Genomic DNA, 24125 nt, shown 5'->3' on the forward strand with positions numbered 1-24125 from the left:
GGCGATGAGCGCGGCCCCTGATCTGATTACCAGGCAAATTCAACGCGACATCCGCAACCGCTGGCTTCTGTCGCTTCCCGCGCTTCTCATCATCCTGCTTGCGGCAACCGGCCCGCTGCTGATTGTCGTTGTCTATTCCCTACTCACGCCGGGTGATTATGGCGATGTGAAGTGGGTGTTTTCGACGGAAGCCTGGGTAAGCGTCTTCTTCCAGCGCGATATGTTCGATGACACGCTAACGCCCGCCAGCGCGCATCTTTCGATTTTCATGCGCTCGGTGAATCTTTCGGTGATGACGACCGTCTTCACCGTGCTGCTCGGCTTTCCGACCGCCTGGTTCATCGCCACCCGCCCGGCCCGCAGCCGCGACCTCTGGCTTTTCCTGATTACCATTCCCTTCTGGACCAACATCCTCATCCGCACCTATGCGATGCTGGAGGTGATCCGCAACGAGGGCCTGATCAACACGTTCCTGATGCGAAGCGGCCTGATCGACAAGCCGCTCCAGATGCTGTTTACGGATGGCGCGGTGCTGGCGGGCATGGTCTACACCTGTCTGCCCATGATGGTTCTGCCTATTTATGCCAGCCTGGAAAAACTGGATTTCCGGCTGGTGGAAGCGGCGTATGATCTCTACGCCACGCCGTTCCGGGTTCTCACGAAGGTTATCCTGCCCATCGTCAAGCCGGGCGTTGTCGCCGGATCGATCCTCGTTTTCATTCCCTCGCTCGGCGCCTATGTTGTTCCCATCCTTCTCGGCGGCGGCAAGACCATGATGGTCGGCAACCTTATCGGCCTGCAATTCGGGCAGGGCCGCAACTGGCCGCTCGGTGCCGCCCTTTCCATCACGCTGATGGTGGTGGTGATGATCGCCCTTCTGGCCTATGTCCGCTATTCCGGCGGGAAGGGAGCAAAGGCCCATGGCTGACCACCGGGACACCAGTTTCGACGTCCGCCGGCTGGGCGGCTTCACCTTCATTGCAGCGCTCACCTTCTTCGCGCTCTATGTGCCGATTGCCGTGCTGGTGGTCTTTGCCTTCAATGCCGGGGAAAGCATTTCCGACTGGCAGGGACTATCGATGAAATGGTTCGCGATTGCCGTTACCGATGCGCGCGTCATCGATGCGGCGGTACGCTCGATGGTGATCGCGGTTTCGGCGGGCATCATCGCAACCGCCGCGGCAACACTGGCGGCCATCGCCACCACCCGCACCGCACCCTATCGCGGCCTTTCGGCGAAATATGCCTTCATCAACCTGCCGCTGATGGTGCCGGAAATCGTCACCGGCGTGGCGCTCCTCATCTTCTTCTCGCGGCTGAAGATCTGGACCGGCTATTCCGGCCTTGGCTATCTGATCGCCGCGCACGCCGCCTTCTGTATTCCCTTCGCCTATCTGCCGATCCGCGCCCGGCTGGAAAACATGGACGACACACTCGAACGCGCGGCAGCCGATCTCTATGCCACGCCATTGCGAGCCTTCCGCCATGTCACGTTGCCGTTGCTTTGGCCGGGCATCATCGCGGGCTTCATGCTGGCCTTCGTCATCTCGCTCGATGACGTGGTGATTACCGAATTCGTGAAATCGGGCGGGCAGGACACGTTGCCGACCTACATGCTGGGGCAGATCCGTCGCGGCACGACACCCGCGCTGAATGCCATATCGACCATCTTCCTGCTGTTTTCCGTTCTCGCCGTGACGATCATGTTCCTCGCGGACGGCAAGCGCTCGAAAGACCAATAATGGAAACCAACCAGAGGGAATCGCAATGAAGACGAAACTTGCACTGGCCCTGACCGGCATGCTGCTCGCCTCGACCGGGCTTGCCCGCGCTGATGGCGAACTCAACATCTATAACTGGGGTAACTATACCAGCCCCGAGATGATCAAGAAGTTCGAAGAAAAGTACAAGGTCAAGGTGACGATCACCGACTACGATTCGAACGACACCGCCCTTGCCAAGGTGCGTCAGGGCGGCAGCGGCTTCGACATCGCCGTGCCGAGCCAGAGCCACCTGCCGATCTGGATCGCCGAGGGGCTGGTCCAGGAAACCGATGTCGGCAAGATGGAGAATGCCAAGAACATCATGCCGGAATGGTCGAACCCCGACTTCGATCCCGGCCGCAAGTATTCGGCACCGTGGCTGTGGGGCACGGTCGGCGTCGTCGTCAACACCGATGTCTACAAGGGCCCGGCTGATAGCTGGGGCATTCTGTTCGACCCGCCGGCCGAACTGAAGGGCAAGGTCAACATCGTTCCGGAAATGTCGGACATTCTCTACGCCGCCATCAAATACAACGGCGGCAAGCTGTGCGAAACCGACAAGGCCATTCTGAAGAAGGCCCGCGACACGCTGGTGAACGCCAAGCCGAACTGGGTGGCGATGGAATACGGCACCATCGAGAAGATGACGGCCGGCGATTTCGCCGCCTCCTCCGACTGGAACGGCTCGGCCTTCCGCCAGCGCCTTGCCAAGCCCTCCATCCACTATTTCTACCCGAAGGAAGGCTTCACCTACTGGTCGGATAACGTTGTCGTCCTCAAGGATGCAAAGAACCTCGAGAACGCCAAGCTGTTCCAGAACTTCATCATGGACCCGGAAAACGCTGCGATGCTTTCGGCCTTCGCGCGCTATGCCAACGGCATCACCGGCTCGGAACCCTTCATGCCCGCCGACATGAAGGGCGCAAACGAACTGAACGTGCCGGCCGACAAGAAGGACAAGGCCGAGTTCATGAGACTGTGCGACCCGGCCACGCAGGAACTCTACACCAAGATCTGGACCGAGCTTCAGAAGTAACAGCCAGAGCCCGCCGGACCGGACCTCCGGCGGGCTTTCCTTTTCCGTATAGCAGGCCAAACCCATGAAAACCGTCTTCTCGCCGCGCCATCGCGGCCATGCCAACCAGCTCGAACTCATGGCTGGCGCCATCGTGCCCGGCTTCGAACTGCCATCGCGCGCCGAATTCATCCATGACCGCATTCTTGAAGTCGGCCTTGGCGACATCGTCGCGCCGAAGGACTTCGACCTTTCCATCGCCGAGCGCGTGCAGGCCAAGGACTTTCTCGACTTCCTGCCAACCGTCTATCCGCGCTGGAAGGAACTGGGCCGTGAAGGCACAGCGCTTGCCTATACCTGGCCCACGCGCGGCCTGCGCGGCGATGTCGTGCCGGAATGCCTTGACGGAGCGCTTGGCCACTATTCCTTCGATGCCGGCTGTGGCTTCGTGGAAGGCACCTGGGATGCGATCAAATCCTCGCATGACGTGGCGCTGACCGCCGCCGAACTGGTGAAGGAAGGCGCGGGCTCGGCTTACGCGCTTTGCCGTCCGCCGGGCCACCATGCAGGCTCGAATTTCATGGGCGGTTACTGCTACATCAACAACGCCGCCGTCGCCGCCGAGTATTTCCGCGTCAACGGCGCGAAACGGGTGTCTATCCTCGACGTGGATTACCACCACGGCAATGGCACGCAGGAAATCTTCTACAGCCGCTCCGACGTTCAGGTCATCAACATCCACGGCGATCCGAACCAGGAATATCCCTATTTCCTCGGCTACAAGGAAGAGACCGGCGCCGGTGAAGGCGAAGGCTTCAACATCAACTATCCGCTGCGCTGGGGCACGGATTGGGCCGGCTGGTCGCAGGCGCTGAAGGATGGCATCCAGAAACTGGAAGCTTTCGGCCCGGATGTGGTGATCGTCTCGCTTGGCGTCGATACGTTCGAGAAGGACCCGATCTCACAGTTCAAGCTGAAGACCGAGGACTATCCAAAGATCGGCGCGCTCATCAAGGCCATCGGCAAGCCGACGCTCTTTGTTCAGGAGGGCGGCTATGCCGTTGCCGATATCGGCGTCAACGCTGTCGGTGTTCTGACGGGGTTCGAGGGGGCCTGACCCCCTCCTTCTTATCCAAACACATGCTTGAGGAAGGCGGCGGCACGCTCCGCCCCTTCCTGCGAGATGGCGTGACCGAGGCCGGGCTCGATGCTGGCCGTCGCATCGATGCCAAGCGCCTTCAGCTTTTCGGCAGCGGCAACGCTTTCACCGACAGCCATGATGCGGTCGGCATCGCCATGAACCAGCAGCGCCTTCGTGGCCGTGGACGGTGCAAAGGGCTCCGGCGCGGCGAGGCGGCCTGAGAAAGCGACGATACCCGCTACCGGCCAACGGCCGGACACCAGCGCATCGAGCGCCATGATCGAACCCTGCGAGAACCCGACCAAAGCCACCTTGTCCAGCCGGTCCGTGAGGCCGTGGGCGGCGATGATCGCAGCAAGTGTCGCGTCAAATCCCTCACGCGCGGCAAGAACTCGGCCCGGACGGTTTTCCTCCGTTACGCCGCGCACGCTAAACCATTGATAGCCCTGCCCCATATCGGAGGCGAATGGAGCGTCTGGAGCAGCAAAATCCGTATCCGGCAAGGCTGCCGCCCATGCATTTCCGAGCGGAGCAAGGTTGGCGCCGCTGGAGCCGACGCCATGCAGGAAGATGACAAGGTTGCGGCTCATGCCGTTACCTCCTTGACGGAGACCGGATAAATGCCCGGCAGATCGGGCCCAAGCGGCACGATACCGTTCGGGTTCAACGACTTGATCGAGTAATAGCCGTGCTTGATATGGTCGATATTGACCGTTTCTGCCACGCCCGGCAGACCGTAGACACGGTAGAGATAAGCGCTCAGAGCCTTGTAATCGGCGAGGCGACGCAGGTTGCACTTGAAGGCGCCGTGATAAGCGGCATCGAAGCGGATGAGCGTCACGAACAGGCGGATATCGGCTTCGGTGAAACGTTCGCCCAGAAGAAACGGCCCACCCCCGGCAAGGCGTTCTTCCAGCGCATCAAGCGTGCGGAACACCTGACCGAAGGCTTCGTCATAGGCCACCTGCGTGGTCGCGAAGCCGGTGCGGTAAACGCCGTTGTTGAGGTTCGGATAAATCCAGTCGTTCAGCGTATCGATCTCGGCGCGCAGGTCTTCCGGGTAAAGGTCGATGGCATCGTTCGCCAGATCGCCGAAACCCGTGTTGAAGATGCGCAGGATATCGGCCGACTCGTTGTTGACGATGGTGCCTGTCTTCTTGTCCCAGAGCACGGGCACGGTGGCACGGCCCGTATAGGTCGGGTCCGCCTTCACATAAAGCTCGTACATGAACTCGGCGTGGTTCACCGTATCCGGGATCGTTCCGGGATAATCACCGAAGCGCCAGCCCTTGTCCGAAAGGTTGGGATCGACGATCGAGACGGAGATGACGTCTTCCAGACCCTTCAGCTTGCGCGCCATCAGCGTGCGGCAGGCCCAGGGACAGATGAGCGCGACATAGAGGTGATAGCGTCCGGCCTCCGCCTTGAAGCCGCCTTCCCCGGTCGGACCCGGCGCGCCATCCGGCGTCACAAAATTGCGAAAGGAAGAGGTTTGCCGCACGAAGCCACCCTTGGCGTCCTTCGCCTGCACGGGCTGCCAGTCTTCCGTCCATTTGCCGTTTACGAGCATGGTCATTCCTCAAAGCGGGGAGCGGCCAGCCTTGGCCGCAGTTTTCACGACCATACACAGCGCGAACCCGGCGGAAAATGCCGGATTCGGTTGACAAAGCGGCACCCTTCGGGTGCCGCAGAGTGAACAATCAGACAGTCGGCAGTTCGCCGACGCCGCCCATCCTGGCCGACCAGGCAAGCGGCGCGTCGAGGAAAGCCTCGACCTCGGAGAGTGTCTTCTCGTCGAACAGCTTTTCAGCCTTGGCCACCGCCAGCACGTCGCGCCAGGTGGCGAGGTAGTGGAGCTTGACCTTGCCGTTGCCGAATCGCTGTTCTGCTTCCGGGAAGATACCGTAATAGAAAAGCGCGATGCCGTGGTCGATCACACCGCCGGCGGCGCGAATGGCGTCGATGAAGGTGAACATGGAGCCGCCGGCCGTCGTCAGGTCCTCGATGACGAGAACGCGCGCACCGTCGGGCATGTGGCCCTCGATCTGGGCGTTGCGGCCATGGCCCTTCGGCTTCTTGCGGCAATAGATCATCGGCAGCGACAGGCGCTCGGACAGGAAGGCGGCAAAGGGAATGCCCGCCGTTTCGCCACCCGCCACGCAATCGAAGGCCTCGAAGCCGGCCTCCCGCATGATGGCGGCGGCGGCGAAATCCATCACCGCCGATCGGATGCGCGGGAAGGAAATCAGCTTGCGCATGTCGATATAGACAGGGCTCTTCATGCCCGAGGACAGCGTGTAGGGCTCGGCGGCGGAAAAGTGTACTGCCTTGATTTCCCACAGCATCTTCGCCACGAGTTCGGCGACCACCTGCTTGTCGTTGAAAGAATTGACGCTCATCGTATTTTTCCTTTCGTAAGGCAGGGGTCAGGCCACATCCCAGTGCAGCGGGAACATCGGATCGAACACCGTGACCGGGCCAGCGCCCGTTTCGATCTTCTTCGGGAAGGCGACCGGCTCATCGCGCTTGATAAGCGTGATCGTCTCGGCATTCGGCGAAAGACCGTACCAGGCCGGACCGTTCAGCGAGGCGAAGGCTTCCAGCCTGTCGAGCGCGCCGTCCTCTTCGAAGACATGGGCAAGGCAGCTCATGGTGTTGATCGAGGTGTAGATGCCGGCGCAACCGCAGCCGCATTCCTTCAGTGGATCGATATGCGGGGCGGAGTCCGTGCCAAGGAAGAAACGTGCGTCGCCCGAGGTCGCCGCCTTGCGCAGCGCAACGCGGTGGTGCTCGCGCTTGGCGACCGGCAGGCAATAATAGTGGGGCTTGATGCCACCGACGAGGATGGCATTGCGGTTGATGATGAGGTGATGAGTGGTGATCGAACCGGCAAGGTTCTTCTCAGCGGCGCGGATATAGTCCACGCCGTCCTGCGTCGTGACATGCTCCATCGTCACCTTCAGTTCCGGCAGGCGCTTGCGCAGGGGATCGAGCACCGTCTCGATGAACACGGCCTCACGGTCGAAAATATCGACTTCCGGCGTCGTTACCTCGCCATGGACGCAGAGCGGCAGACCGATCTTCGCCATGCGCTCCAGCACGGGCATGGCCTTGTCCATGTCGCGCACGCCGCCGTGGGAATTGGTCGTCGCACCGGCGGGGTAGAGCTTGACGGCGGTGATGAGGCCGCTCTTCTTGCCCTCTTCCACATCGTCGGCGCTGGTATGTTCGGTGAGATAGAGCGTCATCAGCGGCTCGAAGCGATCACCGGCCGGAATGGCCTTCACGATGCGGTCGCGATAGGCGCGGGCATCCGCCGTCGTCACCACCGGCGGCACCAGATTCGGCATGATGATGGCGCGGCCGAAATGGCGGCTCGTATCGCCGATCACGCCCTCCAGCATGGCGCCATCGCGCAGGTGAAGGTGCCAGTCGTCGGGACGACGGATGGTGATCTCGGTCATGGGGGGCCTCCGGACAGGAATGTTTCCCGCGCTTAGCATTTTTCGCGCGGGAAAACAGCAGCAAAAGGCTGAAAATCAGCCCTTGGCGCGGCCGATACTGCCCGCTTCCGGCCCCCAGACATCGGTCAGCGCAAAGCCGCCCTCGAAGGGATCGAACGGATCGAGCGCCACCTGATGCAGCCCGAAGGTAAAGCCGCGCCCGGTGATGGTCGGGATGATCGCCTGATGCCCCGCAACCTCGGTGACGGCGGCAAGGCCAACCTCGAATTCCGAGCCGATGGTGGAGCGCGACTTGTACGTGTCGCCAACCTTCACCTTGCCGCGGGCGTAGAGCGTGGCGAGATTGGCCGAATTGCCGGTACCGCAGGGCGAACGATCAACCCGGCCCGGCCACATCGTTGTAGCCGTACGGATTGCGCCATCCGGATCGACGCCGCGGAACATGACATAGGCGACACCGCTGATCGCCGGGATTTCCGGATGAACGACAGTGAAGGCCGCGTTGATCGACGCCTTCAACGCCATGCCGGCCTCCACCAGTGCGCGGGCACTCGCCTCGTTGATCTCCAGACCAAGCTGATCGGCATCGACCAGCGCGTAGAAAATGCCCCCATAGGACAGATCGAACCGCACCTTGCCCCAAGGGGCGACCTCGATTTCCGCATCCAGCGTGTGGACGAAGGAGGGCACCATGGTCAGCTTCACCTTTTCGCAGCGCCCGTCGCGGCAGGTCGCCGTGGCCTTGACCAGGCCGGCGGCAGTTTCGAGCATCACGATGGTTTCCGGCTCCTTCATCTCCACCATGCCGCTTTCGAGCAGCGCGGTCGTGACGCAGATGGAGTTGGAGCCGGAGGAGGCGTGCGCCTGATCAGGCTGAAGAATGATGAAGGCGAAGTCCGCCGCCGGGTTCTTCGCCGGCAGTACGAGATTGACGGAACCGATGGGTGCTCCGCGCGGCTCAAGACAGACCATGCGCCTCAGCGCCTCGCCTTTCGGGTCGGTGTTCAGCCAGTGAAGCTGTTCCGCCACGGTTTCACCGGGGATCTTCGGCACGCCGCCTATGGCGGCCTTGCCGATTTCACCTTCGCAATGAACATCCAGAAGCTGAAGTGTACGCTTCCACCGCATTTTTCGTCCTATCGTTCGTTGCCGGTAACAATCTGAAGCGGTGCGCCAAAGGAGCCGACGGTCGTGCCGACCGATCCGGTCATGCGCTGCCACTGGCCACCATAGTTGCGCCGCGTATTGGCGTCGAACACCGCAATCGGCGTGGAAACGGCAACCGAAGCCGCCTGCCCGACGGTGTTGGCGGCGCCGATGGCAACCGAGCCGAGCGCCTCGCCGATACCGACATCGGAATCGGTGACCGTTTGGCCAGCAGCAAGACGCGTGCCGATGAGCTTTACCACTTCAGGGCTTTCGGCGAACTTGCCGTGATTGAGTCTATCGCCCGACTTCATCTTGGTGAGATCGATGACGGTAATGCCGAGCTTTTCCAGCGCCGAGCGATAGGGCTCGTTAGCCGGATCGATCTGGCCCAGACGATCGACATTGCCGGCAATGCGGCGAGACACAAGCAATGCCCGGTCATCCTGCGAGGTGAAAATGGTGAACTTCGGGCCTTTCTGACCAATCTCGGAAATCTGCCGCCCGAACACATCGACATCGAGGTCGGGGGCTGCGAGAATGACGTTGCGGATCTTGGAAGCAACGTGCTTGTCGCGGATCGCCATCTGGCGCAGCGCTTCCATTGCGAGCCACGTTCCCATCGAATGGGCCATGACTGTGACTTCGCCAACCGAGGGTTCGCTGGCGACGTTGCGCAGCAACTCCTCCAGCGAATCGCGCGAATAGTTGGTGCTTTCCTTGTCGTAATTGTAGTCGAAGATGCTCGCACGCGATGGCCAGGTGAAAATGACCGGCGCCACATCCGCATTGGAGTCATGCACGATCTGGGCAAAGCGGTAGACCGCATCCTCATATCGGTTATTGAAGCCGTGCACGAACACCATGACGCGGCGGCTCTTGGTCAGGTGCGCGCGCCCCCATTCTCGCGCCTGCTGGGCGCCGAGCATCGGCTTGACTGAAACCGTCGTGAAGGATTTCAGGGGATCGGCCGGCAGCTTTTTCGGCCACTGCACCTGCCCGACGACCCGGTTCGCGTCGGGCGGGATGGACACGGTGATGGCCGAAAGCGCAAGCCCCGTTCCCCGTTCCCCGGAAAACAGCACGGCCGGATCAGCCGCCGGCGCACGGGTTGTTGCCACAAGCAGGTCAACCTTGGAAGTGCCCGGTGCGTTGACGGCCTCCGGCTGCATGACGCCGATGGGCCGTCCGCCACAGGCGGCAAGGAACAGCGTTGCGGCCACCATGACCATGATGCGTGCGCCGCGTCCGAAGCCTCGAAGGTCCTGACCGCCAAAGATGGACGACATGCCGCTTTCCCGTCAAATCGTTAAGGAGGCTTAACCTTTAGTGCCACGCCCGACGGATTGCCAGTGGCTGAACGACAACATCAACGCAAAAGGGCGCCCGAAGGCGCCCTTTCCGATTTCGTATCCGTAATGCCGGATCAGAGCATGGTGCCCTTGGAAGCCAGGTTGACGTGCCAGGAGAAGGCTTCTTCCAGCAGGTGCGGGGTGTGACCGCCACGCTTGACGGCGCGCTCGTAGTAATCCGTGATCATGTCGCGATACAGCGGATGCACGCAGTTCTTGATGATGAGCGGAGCGCGTTCACGCGGCGCCAGGCCACGCAGGTCGGCGAGGCCGATTTCGGTGGCGACGACGGCCACGTCGTGTTCCGTGTGGTCGATATGGGCGACCATCGGCACGATCGAGGAGATCTTGCCTTCCTTGGCGATCGACTTCGTCACGAAGATCGACATCTGGCCGGAGCGAGCGAAGTCGCCCGAACCGCCGATGCCGTTCATCATGTGCGTGCCGCCGACATGCGTCGAGTTCACGTTGCCGTAGATGTCGAATTCGAGCGCGGTGTTGATGCAGATCAGGCCGAGGCGGCGGGAGATTTCCGGGTTGTTGGAAATTTCCTGCGGACGCAGAACGATCTTTTCCTTGAAGGAAGCGAGGTTGGCCATCACGTGATCGTTCGTGGCTGCGGAGAGCGAGAACGAGGTCGTGGAAGCACGCAACAGCTTGCCGCTCTCAAACAGTTCGAAGGTCGAATCCTGCAGAACTTCCGAATACATTTCCAGATCGTAGAACGGCGAGTCCTGGAAGCCGGACATGACCGCATTGGCAATGGTGCCGATGCCGCACTGCATGGGACGCAGCGAGTGGGTCAGACGGCCCTGCTTCACTTCGTTCTTGAGGAAGTCGAGCAGGTGACCGGCGATCTGAGCGGTTTCTTCATCCGGCGGCAGGTTGTTGGCGGCGCTGTCCGGGATGTTGGTCTCGACAATCGCGGCGATCTTCGACGGATCGACGGCGAAATACGGAACGCCGATGCGGTCCATCGTGGAGTTGATCCGGATCGGCGTACGGTTCGGGCGCTTTTCCGGAATGTAGACGTCATGCATGCCTTCAAGCTGGTCCGTGTGGGCCAGGTTCAGCTCGACAATGACCTGGTCGGCGTCGAGTGCGAAGGTCGCGGAGTTACCGACCGAGCTGGTCGGAACGATGTAGCCGTCTTCCGTGATGGCGCAGGCTTCGATAACGGCGGTGTCGACCTTCTTGATCTGGTCGGCGCGCATGGCTTCAGCGGTCAACGACAGATGCTGGTCGATGAACATGATCTCGCCGTTGTTGATCGCCTTGCGCATGACCGGGTCAGCCTGGAAGGGCGAACGGCGGGTCAGCAGGTGGGCGGCGGCCATCTTGCCGTCCATGTCGTTGCCGAGCGATGCGCCGGTGAACAGCTCGATCTTGAGGCCATCATTCTTGGCGCGCTCGACGAGAGCCGGCGGCACAACCTTCGCCTCACCGGCGCGGGTGAAGCCGCTCATCCCGAGACGGCTACCGTTCTTTACCAGCGAAGCTGCCTCTTCGGCACTTACCACTTTATCCAGAAGCGCTTTGCGGCGCACGCGGTCACGAAGCATAGGCAATCCCTCTTTGCGTAATGGTCGTAAAACCCTTGTTTCCTCAACCCAAGGTGCGCGGGCGCCAGAAGCATCCACGAACACACTTATGCCTGCAATAATCACCGGTGTACGAAAAGCAATTACCCATGAGACTAAGACACATCGGAATCTTTGGCCCATTGCGCGCTGCAACCTTGGCGCAAAACAGGAAAATTCCGTTCCCCGTCAAGTGCATCGCCATTTAAGCCACTGTTTCGTAATAGATTTTCAGCAAGCTCGAACGGTTCGGGGCTAGGCTGGCGATCGGCAGACGTCGTTAACGATCCGCTGCATCTCGAATGCGCTGCAACAACGTTTTCCCGGCAAAGATGTTCACGATGCCGTGCGGTCGGGCAGCCAGTCCGACGGACGGGAAGAGAGATTGCCAACCGGGGCGATATGGCTTTCCGCCCAGGTGCGGATGACGGCCCCCAACTCACGAAACTCGGCGGCGCGTGAGGAATTCTTGCGCCAGCAAAGTCCGATCTGGCGCACGGCGCCTTCGCTTTCGGCCAACGGCCGGGTCGTGACATTGCTTTCGTTGAGAAGGCCACTGGAGATCGCCAGATCCGGCACGAGCGTCGCACCCAGCCCTTCGGCGACCATGGCGACGAGCGTGTAGAGGCTGGTGCCCTGAAACGTGGTGACGGCCTGGCCCGAAAGCCCCTTGAGGAAGGGCAGCGCGTGGCTGTGCAGGCAATGGTCCTTTTCGAGCAGCATGATCGGCACGCCGCGCACATCGTCATTGCTCACACTTTCCAGTGCGGCCAGGTGATCGTCCGGGTTGCAGGCCAGCCGATAGCCGTCGGAAAACAGCATGAAGGTTTCGCAACCCTCCGCCTCGTACGGGAAGGCCATCAGCACCAGATCGAGCCTACCGGCATGCAGCCGTTCCAGCAATTCCGCCGTCTTGTCCTCGCGCAGGATAAGGCGCATGTCCGGAAAGAGGCCGATGATATGAGGCACGAGCTTTGGCAGCAGGAAAGGACCGATGGTGGGGATGACGCCCAGTTCCAGCCGCCCCGATAGCGGATTGGCGGCGCGCGCACCGATCTCGACCAGTTCCTCCGCATCGCGCAGGATGAAGCGGGCGCGCTCGACAATGCGCCGGCCGACCGGCGTAATCATCACGGAGCGCTTGGTGCGTTCGGCCACCGCCACGCCCAGCAGCGATTCCAACTCCTGAATGCCGGCAGAGAGTGTGGATTGCGTAACCTGGCAGGCTTCCGCCGCCTCGCCAAAATGAAGGTGATCGGCAAGAGCGACCAGATAGCGAAGCTGGCGCAGATTGGGCAGCGGGTTCAACCGTTCATTCCTCAGACACTCCCGACCTTCCTGTTTTTTGCCGGAATGCACAGTCTATCGCACAGGAATGAGCAGGGCGCAAATGGTGCGGCCCCAGCCCATGCCCGGCTCATCGCTTCCATCAGCAATCCTTTCGCGTCAGCCCTTGCGCCAGACAGACCGGGGGAGAATAGTAGCCTTCCCGTCACATCCGGACGACACGCCCATGGACCTCCTGCCGACGCTTGCCCATCTCGCCGCCATTCACCTTCTCATGGCCATGGTGCCGGGACCCAACACGGTTGCCGTCAGCTATTGCGCCGCCGGCATGTCCCGCCGCGCAGGCCTGCACGCGGCGGGTGGCATTGCGCTGGCCTCACTCATCTGGGTGTCGCTCAGCCTTGCCGGCATCGGCATCGTCCTGCTCGAAGCCGGCACGCTCTACCGGACCATCCGTCTGGCGGGCGCACTCTATCTGCTATGGGTCGGCTACAAGTTGCTGCGCTCCACCTTCATTAAGCCAGCGGCAACCGCATCCGCAAACCCGCCCGTCTATCGGCACCCCTTGTTCTCCGGCTTCGTCACCACGCTCAGCAATCCGAAGTCGGCGATCTTCTGGACCAGCGTGTTTGCGCTGGTGGTGCCGGCCCATGCGCCCGCTTGGTTCTATGGCGCGGTGCTCGTCATTGTGGGGCTTCAAGCCTTCGTCTGGTATGGCATCGTTGCGCTTGCCCTTTCCTCGGGCGTCAGCCGCCGCTATTACACCAGGCTGACACAGGCGTTGAACGGTGTCGCCGGTTTCGCCATGAGCGTTTTCGGCTTCAAGATCCTCAACGACATCCGCATCGAAAGCTTCGTTTCGCAGGATTGAGGCCCAATGGCGCATATACTGGTTGCCGGAAACATCAATCACGACCGGGTCTGGCACCTCGACCGCCCCCTCACCCCCGGCGGCCGGCTATCCTGCGTAAACCGCGAAGTGCGGCTGGGCGGCGGCGCTTTCCACACCGGCGCACAATTGCTGCGGCTTGGCCATGCCGTGACCATCGCCGGCCACCTGATGGACGACGAGACGGGCCACAAAGCCCTTTCGACGCTTGAAACCATGGGCTTCGATACCGCGCGGGTCTCGATGATCCCCGGCGAGACCGCCGCCGCCGATATTCTGCTCGACCCCACCGGCGAGCGCACGATCATCGCGCCACCGAACCGCAAGCGGCTGGCGGCCGACCTTTTCGGCGCGGTCGATACCGATGCCATCTACGTCAACGCCAGCGAATGCGGCCCCGGCCTGCTCGCAGCCATGGAGAAAGCCCCGCTTTCCATCGCGCAGTTTCCGGCGAAGGAGGCCGCTCGGCCTGCCGACATTCTCATCGGCTCGGCAGCGGACATGGCGGGGCACGACTATGCGGATCTTTGGTCCGTGGCGCATCGTATCGCCGGGACTCGGCTTTCCCATTTCGTCATCACCGACGGACCGGACCCGGTGCGGTTGATGGACAGCGCGGCGATCCGGCTGGTGCCACCGCCCGAACGGCTGCAACTGGCCGATACGATCGGTGCGGGCGACACGTTCGCCGGCAGCTATCTGCACGCCATCCTTGCCGGCCATGCGCCGCCGGAGGCCGCCCTTCTCGCCTGCCGGCTGACGGAGGACCACCTTATAGCGCGCCGTGACCGGGGCCAGAGTCCATCAGGTTCATTCTGAACCGGTCAGACTCAAGCCTTTTTGTTTTCGTTTGTCTTTTCAGGAAAACCGGATTTCACTTTTCCCTGACAAACTCTAGTCGCCGACGTAATCCGTCCGGGCGATGCCGTGGCGCTGGAGCTTGTCGTAGAAGGTCTTGCGGGCGATGCCGAGCGCCTCGACCGTGCCGGCTACATCGCCCTTCTGCTCCTTCAGCGTCTCGCGGATGATCTCGGCCTCGTAACGGTCGATCCGTTCCGGCAGCGTGCCGCCAGCGGCAAGCGCCGGCGATGGGGCTCCCACCGGCGCATCGCCCTCTAGGCCAAGCACCACCCGTTCGGCATAGTGGCCGAGTTCGCGAACATTACCGGGCCAGGAATGTTCGGCAAGGTGGCGGGCCACCGTGGGGGTGATCGCGGGCACCTCGCGGTTGAAGCGTGACGCCGCGCGGGCGGCAAAATGGGCGTAGAGAAGCGGTACATCCTCGCGACGTTCACGCAGCGGCGGTATCGATAACGTCACCACATTCAGGCGGAAAAACAGATCCTCACGGAAATCGCCGCGTTCGGCCGGATTGCCGAGATCGATCTTGGCTGCGGCGACGACACGCAGATCGACCGGACGCACCTCGTTGACGCCCAGCGGAGAAACCTCGCGCTTTTCGAGAACCCGCAGCATCTTGACCTGAGCCGAGAGCGGCATGCTCTCGATTTCATCGAGAAACAGTGTGCCGCCGCTGGCATACTCAATGCGACCGACACGCTTCTTCTGGGCCCCGGTGAAGGCGCCGGCCTCGTGGCCGAACAGTTCCGCCTCGATGACGCTTTCAGGCAATGCCCCACAGTTCAGCGCCACGAAATGGCCGGAGGCGCGGCGGCTCCAGCGGTGGAGCAGCGTCGCCACCACTTCCTTGCCGCTGCCGGTTTCACCGGCCACCAGCACATCCACATCGGTATTGGCGATGTGGCGGATGGTGTTGCGCAACCGCTCCATGGCCGGTGTCTGACCGATCAACGGCGCATCGCCCTCCGCCTTTTCAGCGGCAAGCCGCAGGCTGCGGTTTTCGATGATGAGGCGACGCTTTTCCATGGCCCGCAGCGCGCTCTGCACCAGTCGGTCCGCCGGGAAAGGCTTGGCAATGAAATCATAGGCCCCCTCCTGAATGGCCCGGACCGCCATCGGAATATCGCCATGGCCGGTGACGAGAATGACCGGCAGATCGGGGTCCATCGCCCGTAGCCGCTCGAAAAGCTGCAAGCCGTCAATGCCCGGCATGCGGATGTCGGAAATGACGACGCCACCGAAATCCGGCGAGATCATTTGAAGGGCTTCCGCCGCGCTCGCAAACGGCGTCACCAGGAAGCCCGCGAGATCGAGCGTCTGGGTCATGGCCTTGCGAAGCTGGGCGTCGTCATCGACAAGAAGAACGGGTCCGAGCGCTTCCATGGATCAGGCTCTCCTCAGGTGAACGGCGAAGGAGGCGCCTTCCGGCCCGCTTTCCACCGTGATACGCCCGCCATAATCGGCAGCGATTTCGCGGGAAATGACCAGGCCGAGGCCAAGCCCCGCCTCCTTCGATGTGTTGAACGGGGTAAACAGCGCCTCGCGAATATCGGGCGCAATTCCCGGGCCGTTGTCGGCAACGGTCAGCACGACCTCATCCGCCCCCTCTTCGCGAACGCGAACCGAGACACGAGCGTCGTCCCGGCCGGCGACGGCCTCCAGCGCATTTTGCAGAAGGTTGATGATGATCTGCTCCAGCCGCACGCGGCTGCCGGATACCTTGAGCCCTGCCGGCGGCAGCACGATGTCCAGCGCGCCCATGTGACCGGCGAAGCGACTGCGCAACAGAAGAACCGCCCCTTCTATCACGTCCTTGACACCGGTCGGGCCAGCGGCAGAGCGGCCCTTGCGGGCAAGCGTCTTGAGATCAGCCGTAATGGTGCCGATACGCTCAGTGAGCGCTGCGATCTGCTCGAGGTTTTCGCCGGCCTCCGCAAGCCGCCCGCGTTCAATCAGTGTCTGGCCGTTATCGGCAAAGGCGCGGATCGTGGCAACCGGCTGGTTGATTTCATGCGCCACCCCGGCCGCCACCTGGCCGAGAATGGCAAGCCGGTTGGCCTGCACCAGATCCTGCTGCACGCTTTGCAGCTTGCGACCCGTACGCTCGTGGTCGGATATTTCCGCCTGCAAGCGGTCGCGCGCCGCCGTCAGGTCACGGGTACGGGTTTCCACGCGCTGCTCCAGTTCCTCGCGCGCCACCCGCTCCGCCTCGATATTGCGCAGCGCCCGCTGGCGCCGCCGCAGCACAAAACCGGCAAGGCCGATGCCGGGCAGAAGCGTGGCAAAGGCAAACGACAGGTTCTGCCAGACCGCCCCTTCGATGGCCGCGCCCACCGGCAGCAGGAAATGCAACTGCCATTCGGTGGTCGGCACCGGCAGGCCGAGATGCAGCCACTCGGCGCCGCGCTGGTTGCGAACCAGTTCCGTGTCGTCGTTCAGCCGTTCCGCCGGCCTGAAGGGCAGTTGCGCCAACCGCGCATCGCCGAATTGCAGGCTTTCGGCAATCGTCGCCTTTTCAGCATCGGGGATCGGATCGATGGTCAGGAAGCGCCAGTCGGAAACGCTTGTCATCAGCACGATGCCGCGCCGGTCCGTGACATAGACCGGGCGCCCGCCAATACTCCAGTCCGCTTCCAGCCGGTTGAACTCCACCTTGGCGACGACGACGCCAAGCGCTTTTCCCGTCTCGCTTTCCACCCGCCGCGAGATGTAGAGGCCCGGCCGGCGGCTGACCGTGCCGAGCGCATATTGCTCCGCCCCGCCCGCCGCCATGGCATGGCCGAAATAGTCACGGAAGGCATAGCTCGATCCGACGAAACTATCCGGTTCGCGAAAATTGCTGGCGGCAATCGCTACACCGTCCGGGCCGATGACATAGATGACCGAAGCCTGCGTGCTGACAATCAGACCCTCCAGCTTGCGATTGACCCGCTCCAGCACCGGTGCGGCGCGGGTTTCCAGTGCATCGCGGAGATCGCTGTCGCCGGCCAGGATCAACGGTAGCGCGCGCGGGCGCTCCATTGCGGCGTTGAGCAGCGCCACCTTGAGCGCGGCATCGGTTTGCGCCTGCGCCTGCAACTCCCTTATCGCCCGCCCGCGACCGATTTCCGCGGCAAACCACAACGTCGCAGCCACCAGCACAATGGCCACGGCAGCGAACACGATCCATTGACGGCGCGCGCTGCGCCTGATGTCACCGGCAGGAAAAGAGGGCGTCTCGGACATCTGAATATTGTGCGCCTTTCCACACGACGCGCAAGACATCTTGTGTGGATTTCCGCACAAATGGGATGTTCTCACGCGACGTAAAAATAATAATCCATATTTTTCAAAGCATTATAGAAAATATCAAAACTGGCACGCGCCTTGCGAAGAGAAAACCGAACAGCCGAGGGACGGCTGCGACGCAACACAGGCGCGCCTCGGAGGCCGGGGAACCGGGCAGGCCCGCCAAGGAGGACATCATGATCGATGAGAAGATCGTGGCGACGCGCCACATCCATACCCCTTTTTACAAGCTGCTCTATTTCCAGGTTCTGGTGGCGATTGCCGCCGGTATCACGCTCGGTCATTTCTGGCCGGACTTCGGCGCTGAACTGAAGCCGCTTGGCGATGCCTTCATCAAGCTCGTCAAGATGATCATCGCGCCCGTCATCTTCCTCACCGTCGCGACCGGCATTGCCGGCATGAGCGACATGAAGAAGGTGGGTCGCGTCGCCGGCAAGGCGATGCTTTACTTCCTGACCTTCTCGACGCTGGCACTGATCGTCGGCCTGATCGTCGCCAATACGTTGCAGCCTGGCACCGGCATGCACATCGACCCGGCGACACTGGACAGCAAGGCCGTAGCCGATTACGCCGCCAAGGCACATGAATCGACCATCACCGGCTTCCTGATGGGCATCATTCCGACCACCATCGTCGGCGCCTTCGCCTCCGGCGACATCCTGCAGGTGCTGTTCTTCTCGGTTCTGTTCGGCATTTCGCTCGGCATTGTCGGCGAGCGCGGCAAGCCCGTCGTCGACTTCATGCATGCCCTGATGTACCCGATCTTCAAGCTGGTCGCGATCCTGATGAAGGCCGCCCCGATCGGCGCGTTCGGCGCCATGGCCTTCACCATCGGCAAATACGGCATCGGCTCGGTCACCAACCTCGCCTTCCTGATCGGCACCTTCTACATCACCTCGGTTCTGTTCGTGGTGGTCATCCTCGGCGCCGTGGCAAAATATAACGGTTTCTCGATCTTCGCGCTCATTCGCTACATCAAGGAAGAAATCCTGCTCGTGCTCGGCACCTCCTCTTCGGAAGCCGCCCTGCCGGGCCTGATGAGCAAGATGGAAAAGGCGGGCTGCAAGCGTTCCGTTGTCGGCCTCGTCATCCCGACCGGTTACTCCTTCAACCTCGACGGCACCAACATCTACATGACGCTGGCCGCCCTCTTCATCGCCCAGGCCACCGACATTCACCTGACATTCGGCCAGCAGATCCTGCTGCTGCTCGTTGCCATGCTGTCGTCCAAGGGCGCCGCTGGCATCACCGGCGCGGGCTTTATCACGTTGGCCGCCACGCTTTCGGTCGTGCCCTCCGTGCCGGTTGCCGGCATGGCGCTTATCCTCGGCATCGACCGCTTCATGTCGGAATGCCGGGCCATCACCAACTTCATCGGCAATGCTGTGGCCACCGTCGTCGTCGCCCGTTGGGAAGGCGAACTGGATGAGGAGGTGTTCCACGCTGTCATGGCCGGCAAGACGATCGATGCCGAGCCCACCACCGCGCAGGTTCTGCCGGCGGAATAAACATTACCGATCACGGACGGGTCAGCCCCCTACAACAAGAGGCCTGTCCGAATATGCGAAACCCGCCGGGAGACCGGCGGGTTTCGTCATTTCAGGGCATCGGCGAAAGCTGCGATCAGGGAACGATCAGCGTGCCCGCACCGCCTTCGGTGAAGATTTCGAGGAGGACGGCATGGGCCGTCTTGCCGTTGAGAATGACAACACCCTGAACGCCGGCCTGGATCGCCTCGATGCAGGTCTCGACCTTCGGGATCATGCCACCGGAAATCGTGCCATCGGCGATCAGTGCGCGGGCCTGGGCGACAGAGAGTTCCTTGATGAGTTCGCCGTTCTTGTCGAGCACGCCGGGCACATCCGTCAGGAACAGAAGGCGGGTAGCGCAGAGTGCACCGGCAATGGCGCCCGCGAAGGTATCCGCATTGATGTTATAGGTATGACCGTCGCGGCCCGGCGCAACCGGCGCGATGACCGGGATCATCTCGGACTTGGCCAGTAGGTCGAGCAGGGTGCGATCGACTTCGACCACTTCGCCGACAAAACCGAGATCGAGCACGCGCTCGATATTGCTGTCGGGATCACGGAAGGTCTTGTTCGCCTTCTCGGCGAAGACCATGTTGCCGTCCTTGCCGCACAGGCCGATGGCCCATTCGCCGGTCTGGTTGATGAGCGCGACGATTTCCTTGTTGATCGAACCGGCCAGCACCATCTCGACGATCTCGACCGTCTTCTGGTCGGTCACACGCAGGCCACCCTCGAACTTGGATTCGATGCCCATCTTCGTCAACATCGCACCGATCTGCGGGCCGCCGCCATGCACGACGATCGGGTTGACACCCGACTGCTTCAACAGTGCCACGTCGCCCGCGAAGGCCTTGCCGAGTTCGGGGTTGCCCATGGCGTGACCGCCATATTTCACCACGATGGTCTTGTTCTCGTATCGCTGCATGAAGGGCAGCGCCTGCGCCAGAAGCCGGGCCTGGGTTTCACTTTCCGAAGCGCTCATGCAATCCTCCATGCGGTTCATGTCGCGGCCTTTTAGACCAAGTTGGGTCGAGAGGGAATAATCCGGCAAAATATTACGGTCTTGTGACATTCTCTTTGTCACATGGCGTGCGCAGCAATTGACAGACCGGGGAAAGCAGGAAAAATGATTAACAAACGCGAACCGGAAGAGTTCGCGAAATCCGGGCAGCAGGAACAGACAAATGACGACACCCGTGGGAGGGACCGGCAGCGGCGCGCATGACGAAGTCCTGGCCGGCGAATATGTTCTCGGTGCGCTGGCGCCCGATATGGAGCGCGTGGTCGCGGCGCGCCTGAAAACCGACAGGCAGTTTGCCGCCATCGTCCGGCGCTGGCAGGACAATCTCACCGATGTGAACGACAGCGAGGCCGACCCCTGGCTCATCGCCGCCAGTTCGCGTATTTCCGGCGCGCCGAGCGTGGTCGATCTTGCGCTTCCCAAACGCACCCTCAGGCATTCGTTCACGCTGTGGCGGAGCGTTGGCATCACGCTGCTCGGCCTTCTCGCCGTCTACACGATTTTCACAATGCAGAACCCAGCGAGAACGACGACCACGGCGTCATTGCCGGTCGTGAATGCGACCTATGACCCGGTCGCAGCCCGCGTCGGCATGGATACCGCAACCTCCGTCAACACGCTTTCTAAAATCTGGATCATCGACGCATCGAACCAGGCGCATCTCGTCGGCGAACTCCCGTCCAACGGCTTCATCACGCTTGATGACACCATGAAGCGCATGATGGACCAAGGCGCGACCCTTGCCGTCGCGCCCGCGCGCTAAGGGTCCCCCCTCAGCCGCGCACGCCCACGGTTCTTGCGATTTCGGCCCGCAGTTCATCCAGACCGGATGCCTTCTCCGACGAGGTCGCGAGGATTTCCGGATAGGCCGCCGGATGCTTGGCGATCTTCGCCGCAGTTTCCGCCAACAGCTTCGGCACTCCCGCCGCCTTGATCTTGTCGGTCTTGGTGAGAACGATCTGGTAGGAAACGGCTGCCTTGTCGAGCAGCGTCAGAACTTCATCATCATTCTTCTTGATACCGTGGCGGCTGTCGATCAGCACGTAGACGCGCTTCAGCGTGGCGCGACCGCGCAGATAATCGAAGACGAGCTTGGTCCAGGCATCCACCTGTTCCTTCGGCGCCTGCGCATAGCCATAGCCGGGCATGTCGACCAGAGCGGCCGGCGGCAGGTCGTCGCCTTCGCCCGAATAGCCATCAGGCACGAAGTAGTTGAGTTCCTGCGTGCGGCCCGGCGTGTTCGAGGTACGGGCCAGCCCCTTCTGGCCGACCAGCGCGTTGATCAATGAGGATTTGCCCACATTGGAACGCCCGGCAAAGGCCACTTCCGGCGGCCCTTCCGGCGGCAGGAACTTCATGGCGGGAACGCCGCGGATGAAGATCCACGGATTGCCGAAGATCGGCCTGACGGTCTTGCTGTCGGTGTCTGCCATGGCTGCACGCATCCTTTTCAGTCCGGACGGATTTCCCGCCCATGAAGCAAAACCCCGGGGGCCTGCCCCGGGGTTCGAAGGTCACTTTTTCGAAGCGGCCGATCCCTTTCGTCGGAACAGGCCCTTGATATTGTCGAACAGCTCGATCTTGGCGCCATGCTTCTTCATGATCAGCGCCTGCTGGGTCACCGAGAGCGTGTTGTTCCAGGCCCAGTAGATCACCAGACCGGCCGGGAAGCTGGCCAGCATGAAGGTGAAGACCAGCGGCATCCAGTTGAAGATCATCGCCTGCGTCGGGTCGGGCGGCGTCGGGTTCATGCGCATCTGCACGAACATGGTGATGCCCATGATGATCGGCCAGACGCCAAGATGCAGGAAGGTCGGTGCAGCGAAGGGCAGCAGACCGAACAGGTTGATGAAGCTCGTCGGATCGGGCGCGGAAAGGTCCTGAATCCAGCCGAAGAACGGTGCGTGGCGCATTTCGATGGTGACATAGATCACCTTGTAAAGCGCGAAGAACACCGGGATCTGCAGAGCCAGCGGCCAGCAACCGGCCAGCGGATTGATCTTTTCGGTCTTGTAGACCTCCATCATCGCCTGCTGGAGACCCATGCGGTCGTCGCCGAACTTGGCCTTCAGTTCTTCGAGCTTCGGCTGCACGCGCTTCATGTTCGCCATGGACGCGTACTGCTTGCTGGCAAGCGGGAAGAAGAGGAGCTTCACAACGACCGTGGTGAGCAGGATGGCGAGGCCGAAATTGCCGATGTAGCGATAGAAGAAATCCATCATTTTGAACATCGGCTTGGTGATGAAGTAGAACCAGCCCCAGTCGATCATCAGATCGAAGCGCGGGATTTCATACTGGCTCCGGTAGGAATCGACGATCGGCACTTCCTTGGCGCCGGCAAAGACGCGGGACTGAAGCTCGACGGGCTGGCCGGGTGCCACCGAAACCTCGTCACCGCGATAATCGGCCTGGTAGCGGGACTGACCGTCGGTGAAATGCGAGAACCGGGAATCATAAGCCGTCTTCTGCGGCGGCACGAGCGCGGATGCCCAGTACTTGTCGGTGATGCCGACCCAGCCACCGGTTGCCTTCGGATTGACGAAAGGCGTTTCCTCGATGTCCTTGTACTTTTCTTCCACGAAGGAGCCATCAGCGCCAATCACGCCGAGGAAACCTTCATGCAGAACGTAGATGGAGGGTGTCGTCGGCTTGTTGTAGCGGGTGATGCGACCGTAGGAGGACAGCGTCACGGCTTCCGTGCCGGCATTCTCGATGCGGTCGGTCACGGTGAAGAGATAGTGATCATCCACCTCGAGCTTGCGGGTGAAGGTAACGCCCTTTTCGTTTACGAAACGCAGCGTCACCGGGGTCGCCGGCGTCAGCTTCGAGCCTTCGGCCACTTCCCACACGGTCGACGGGCCGGGAACCGTGCCGGAATTGTCGCTCTTCACGAAACCCAGTTCGGCAAAATAACCGTCATGGGTGTCGGACGGCGAAAACAGCGTGATGATCGGGCTCGTCTTGTCGACGGTCTCGCGATAATCCTTGAGGCGGATGTCGTCGAGACGCGCACCCGTCAGGTTGACGGAGCCGGTGATGGAGGGCGTATCGATCTCGACGCGCGCCGTGCGGGCGACCGCTTCGTCGCGGCTCATCGGCAACAGGGGCGTCGGCGACGAGGGAATGGAGGTGGCACCCGGCGTCGCGGGCGTCGAAGCGGCGGGCGCGGTGGTCGTCGTCTGAGCCTGCGTCTTGGCGGCCAGTTCCGCTTCCTGGGCGCGGCGGGCCTCCAGACGCGGGTTCATGTAAAGAAACTGCCAGGCCAGCACGATGACCACGGACAGGGCAATCGCCACCAGATAATTACGGTTCTTTTCCATCACTCTTTCCTGGGGCCGTGGCCCTTGCGTTTCTGGCCGGACCGGCCATTCACGCGCGCGACAAGTTCGGTTGCCAATTGGTCGAACGGCGCCGCCAGCGCCTCCCGACGGGCGACGATCACATAATCATGTCCGGGCTGCATTGCAATTGCGGCATGAAGCCGAACGGCTTCTTTCAGACGCCGTTTCATCCGGTTCCGCTCGACTGCATTGCCCTGCTTCTTCGTTACGGTGAAGCCGGCGCGCGGGAGCATATCCGGAAGCCGCCGATCGAGCACCTCGAGGAGAAACAAGGGTCCCCGGCGTTTCTCGCCCTCTCTGACGGCGAGGAATTCCGGCCGGCTCTTCAGCCGCCCGGGCTTCTTTTCAGAAAGTCTGGAGTCCGTCATACGGCGTCCTCACGGAAAGCGCCGCACGGGCCGGAACCCGAACCGACGCGGTCATCCCCGAACATTCGAAAAGGCTCGGG

22 protein-coding genes are annotated in these 24125 nt (G+C 61.8%); 8 read left to right on the forward strand and 14 right to left on the reverse strand.

What is annotated here, in order from left to right; genetic code table 11:
* Positions 1-4 precede the first annotated feature (4 nt).
* The 4 genes from GGQ66_RS00360 (at position 5) to GGQ66_RS00375 (ending at position 3895) form a co-directional block, all read left to right on the forward strand.
* Entirely contained in the window at positions 5-928 is a 924-nt protein-coding gene (locus GGQ66_RS00360) for an ABC transporter permease (RefSeq protein WP_183788263.1), read from the forward strand.
* A complete protein-coding gene (locus GGQ66_RS00365; protein WP_183788265.1) occupies positions 921-1742 on the forward strand; it encodes an ABC transporter permease in 822 nt (273 codons plus the stop codon). Before GGQ66_RS00360 ends, GGQ66_RS00365 begins: the two co-directional genes overlap by 8 nt.
* Positions 1743-1767: 25 nt before the next feature.
* Positions 1768-2799 carry an ABC transporter substrate-binding protein gene (locus GGQ66_RS00370; protein WP_183788267.1) on the forward strand — a complete coding sequence of 344 codons (1032 nt, stop codon included), beginning with the start codon at positions 1768-1770 and terminating at the stop codon, positions 2797-2799.
* Positions 2800-2863: 64 nt separating this feature from the next.
* Positions 2864-3895, forward strand: coding sequence for a histone deacetylase family protein (locus tag GGQ66_RS00375; protein ID WP_183788269.1), 1032 nt, complete (start codon positions 2864-2866; stop codon positions 3893-3895).
* A gap of 11 nt (positions 3896-3906) precedes the next feature.
* Here GGQ66_RS00375 and GGQ66_RS00380 read toward each other — a convergent pair whose 3' ends face one another.
* From GGQ66_RS00380 to GGQ66_RS00415, 8 genes are all read right to left on the reverse strand, one after another.
* On the reverse strand, positions 3907-4509 hold the full coding sequence (locus GGQ66_RS00380) for an alpha/beta hydrolase (RefSeq protein WP_183788271.1): 603 nt from the start codon (positions 4507-4509) through the stop codon (positions 3907-3909).
* On the reverse strand, positions 4506-5489 hold the full coding sequence (locus tag GGQ66_RS00385; protein WP_272872515.1) for a glutathione S-transferase family protein: 984 nt from the start codon (positions 5487-5489) through the stop codon (positions 4506-4508). Before GGQ66_RS00385 ends, GGQ66_RS00380 begins: the two co-directional genes overlap by 4 nt.
* A gap of 130 nt (positions 5490-5619) precedes the next feature.
* Positions 5620-6318 (reverse strand): orotate phosphoribosyltransferase, encoded by a 699-nt coding sequence (locus tag GGQ66_RS00390; RefSeq protein ID WP_183788275.1) that lies wholly within the window; start codon positions 6316-6318, stop codon positions 5620-5622.
* 27 nt (positions 6319-6345) lie between these two features.
* On the reverse strand, positions 6346-7383 hold the full coding sequence (pyrC, locus tag GGQ66_RS00395) for a dihydroorotase (RefSeq protein WP_183788277.1): 1038 nt from the start codon (positions 7381-7383) through the stop codon (positions 6346-6348).
* A gap of 75 nt (positions 7384-7458) precedes the next feature.
* Positions 7459-8511, reverse strand: coding sequence for a proline racemase family protein (locus tag GGQ66_RS00400; RefSeq protein WP_183788279.1), 1053 nt, complete (start codon positions 8509-8511; stop codon positions 7459-7461).
* Between the two features lie 8 nt (positions 8512-8519).
* Positions 8520-9761, reverse strand: a complete 1242-nt coding sequence (locus GGQ66_RS00405) for an alpha/beta hydrolase (protein ID WP_183788867.1) — start codon at positions 9759-9761, stop codon at positions 8520-8522.
* A 194-nt stretch (positions 9762-9955) separates the two neighbouring features.
* Positions 9956-11443, reverse strand: a complete 1488-nt coding sequence (gene scpC / locus GGQ66_RS00410) for a succinyl-CoA:acetate CoA-transferase ScpC (RefSeq protein WP_183788281.1) — start codon at positions 11441-11443, stop codon at positions 9956-9958.
* A gap of 354 nt (positions 11444-11797) precedes the next feature.
* Complete coding sequence (locus GGQ66_RS00415) at positions 11798-12769, reverse strand: hydrogen peroxide-inducible genes activator (protein ID WP_183788283.1); 972 nt, start codon at positions 12767-12769, stop codon at positions 11798-11800.
* Between the two features lie 205 nt (positions 12770-12974).
* Here GGQ66_RS00415 and GGQ66_RS00420 point away from each other — a divergent pair, with 205 nt between their 5' ends.
* Both GGQ66_RS00420 and GGQ66_RS00425 read left to right on the forward strand, forming a co-directional pair.
* Complete coding sequence (locus GGQ66_RS00420; protein ID WP_183788285.1) at positions 12975-13619, forward strand: LysE family translocator; 645 nt, start codon at positions 12975-12977, stop codon at positions 13617-13619.
* A 6-nt stretch (positions 13620-13625) separates the two neighbouring features.
* Positions 13626-14456: a PfkB family carbohydrate kinase gene (locus GGQ66_RS00425; protein WP_183788287.1), complete on the forward strand. Its 831-nt coding sequence runs from the start codon at positions 13626-13628 to the stop codon at positions 14454-14456.
* A 75-nt stretch (positions 14457-14531) separates the two neighbouring features.
* Here the strand turns inward: GGQ66_RS00425 and GGQ66_RS00430 are convergent, their stop codons facing one another.
* Both GGQ66_RS00430 and GGQ66_RS00435 read right to left on the reverse strand, forming a co-directional pair.
* Complete coding sequence (locus GGQ66_RS00430; protein ID WP_183788289.1) at positions 14532-15881, reverse strand: sigma-54-dependent transcriptional regulator; 1350 nt, start codon at positions 15879-15881, stop codon at positions 14532-14534.
* A gap of 3 nt (positions 15882-15884) precedes the next feature.
* The gene (locus GGQ66_RS00435; RefSeq protein ID WP_183788291.1) at positions 15885-17723 is read right to left on the reverse strand and encodes a sensor histidine kinase; all 1839 of its coding nucleotides are present in this window, start codon (positions 17721-17723) and stop codon (positions 15885-15887) included.
* 239 nt (positions 17724-17962) lie between these two features.
* Between GGQ66_RS00435 and GGQ66_RS00440 the strand changes: the two genes are divergently transcribed.
* On the forward strand, positions 17963-19294 hold the full coding sequence (locus GGQ66_RS00440; protein ID WP_183788293.1) for a dicarboxylate/amino acid:cation symporter: 1332 nt from the start codon (positions 17963-17965) through the stop codon (positions 19292-19294).
* Between the two features lie 115 nt (positions 19295-19409).
* Here the strand turns inward: GGQ66_RS00440 and argB are convergent, their stop codons facing one another.
* Entirely contained in the window at positions 19410-20297 is an 888-nt protein-coding gene (gene argB, locus GGQ66_RS00445) for an acetylglutamate kinase (protein WP_183788295.1), read from the reverse strand.
* Between the two features lie 202 nt (positions 20298-20499).
* Here argB and GGQ66_RS00450 point away from each other — a divergent pair, with 202 nt between their 5' ends.
* Entirely contained in the window at positions 20500-21099 is a 600-nt protein-coding gene (locus GGQ66_RS00450; RefSeq protein ID WP_183788297.1) for a hypothetical protein, read from the forward strand.
* Positions 21100-21109: 10 nt separating this feature from the next.
* Here the strand turns inward: GGQ66_RS00450 and yihA are convergent, their stop codons facing one another.
* From yihA to rnpA, 3 genes are all read right to left on the reverse strand, one after another.
* Positions 21110-21769, reverse strand: a complete 660-nt coding sequence (yihA, locus tag GGQ66_RS00455) for a ribosome biogenesis GTP-binding protein YihA/YsxC (protein ID WP_183788299.1) — start codon at positions 21767-21769, stop codon at positions 21110-21112.
* Between the two features lie 81 nt (positions 21770-21850).
* Positions 21851-23656: a membrane protein insertase YidC gene (yidC, locus tag GGQ66_RS00460; protein WP_183788301.1), complete on the reverse strand. Its 1806-nt coding sequence runs from the start codon at positions 23654-23656 to the stop codon at positions 21851-21853.
* Complete coding sequence (rnpA, locus tag GGQ66_RS00465) at positions 23656-24045, reverse strand: ribonuclease P protein component (RefSeq protein ID WP_183788303.1); 390 nt, start codon at positions 24043-24045, stop codon at positions 23656-23658. The genes yidC and rnpA overlap by 1 nt, the downstream gene beginning before the upstream one ends.
* Positions 24046-24125 lie beyond the last annotated feature (80 nt).

It is taken from the genome of Allorhizobium borbori (assembly GCF_014196535.1).
GTDB classification, from domain to species: domain Bacteria; phylum Pseudomonadota; class Alphaproteobacteria; order Rhizobiales; family Rhizobiaceae; genus Ectorhizobium; species Ectorhizobium borbori.

Bases quoted from the DNA above. Each gene is read 5' to 3' on its own strand.
- GGQ66_RS00450 (WP_183788297.1), top strand. From the start codon at position 20,500: ATGACGACACCCGTGGGAGGGACCGGCAGCGGCGCGCATGACGAAGTC.
- yidC (WP_183788301.1), bottom strand. From the start codon at position 23,656: ATGGAAAAGAACCGTAATTATCTGGTGGCGATTGCCCTGTCCGTGGTC.
- GGQ66_RS00430 (WP_183788289.1), bottom strand. From the start codon at position 15,881: ATGGAAGCGCTCGGACCCGTTCTTCTTGTCGATGACGACGCCCAGCTT.
- GGQ66_RS00390 (WP_183788275.1), bottom strand. From the start codon at position 6,318: ATGAGCGTCAATTCTTTCAACGACAAGCAGGTGGTCGCCGAACTCGTG.
- scpC (WP_183788281.1), bottom strand. From the start codon at position 11,443: ATGCTTCGTGACCGCGTGCGCCGCAAAGCGCTTCTGGATAAAGTGGTA.
- GGQ66_RS00380 (WP_183788271.1), bottom strand. From the start codon at position 4,509: ATGAGCCGCAACCTTGTCATCTTCCTGCATGGCGTCGGCTCCAGCGGC.
- GGQ66_RS00425 (WP_183788287.1), top strand. From the start codon at position 13,626: ATGGCGCATATACTGGTTGCCGGAAACATCAATCACGACCGGGTCTGG.
- GGQ66_RS00385 (WP_272872515.1), bottom strand. From the start codon at position 5,489: ATGCTCGTAAACGGCAAATGGACGGAAGACTGGCAGCCCGTGCAGGCG.
- GGQ66_RS00400 (WP_183788279.1), bottom strand. From the start codon at position 8,511: ATGCGGTGGAAGCGTACACTTCAGCTTCTGGATGTTCATTGCGAAGGT.
- GGQ66_RS00405 (WP_183788867.1), bottom strand. From the start codon at position 9,761: ATGGTCATGGTGGCCGCAACGCTGTTCCTTGCCGCCTGTGGCGGACGG.
- GGQ66_RS00435 (WP_183788291.1), bottom strand. From the start codon at position 17,723: ATGTCCGAGACGCCCTCTTTTCCTGCCGGTGACATCAGGCGCAGCGCG.
- GGQ66_RS00440 (WP_183788293.1), top strand. From the start codon at position 17,963: ATGATCGATGAGAAGATCGTGGCGACGCGCCACATCCATACCCCTTTT.
- rnpA (WP_183788303.1), bottom strand. From the start codon at position 24,045: ATGACGGACTCCAGACTTTCTGAAAAGAAGCCCGGGCGGCTGAAGAGC.
- GGQ66_RS00365 (WP_183788265.1), top strand. From the start codon at position 921: ATGGCTGACCACCGGGACACCAGTTTCGACGTCCGCCGGCTGGGCGGC.
- GGQ66_RS00375 (WP_183788269.1), top strand. From the start codon at position 2,864: ATGAAAACCGTCTTCTCGCCGCGCCATCGCGGCCATGCCAACCAGCTC.
- argB (WP_183788295.1), bottom strand. From the start codon at position 20,297: ATGAGCGCTTCGGAAAGTGAAACCCAGGCCCGGCTTCTGGCGCAGGCG.
- GGQ66_RS00420 (WP_183788285.1), top strand. From the start codon at position 12,975: ATGGACCTCCTGCCGACGCTTGCCCATCTCGCCGCCATTCACCTTCTC.
- GGQ66_RS00360 (WP_183788263.1), top strand. From the start codon at position 5: ATGAGCGCGGCCCCTGATCTGATTACCAGGCAAATTCAACGCGACATC.
- GGQ66_RS00370 (WP_183788267.1), top strand. From the start codon at position 1,768: ATGAAGACGAAACTTGCACTGGCCCTGACCGGCATGCTGCTCGCCTCG.
- pyrC (WP_183788277.1), bottom strand. From the start codon at position 7,383: ATGACCGAGATCACCATCCGTCGTCCCGACGACTGGCACCTTCACCTG.
- yihA (WP_183788299.1), bottom strand. From the start codon at position 21,769: ATGGCAGACACCGACAGCAAGACCGTCAGGCCGATCTTCGGCAATCCG.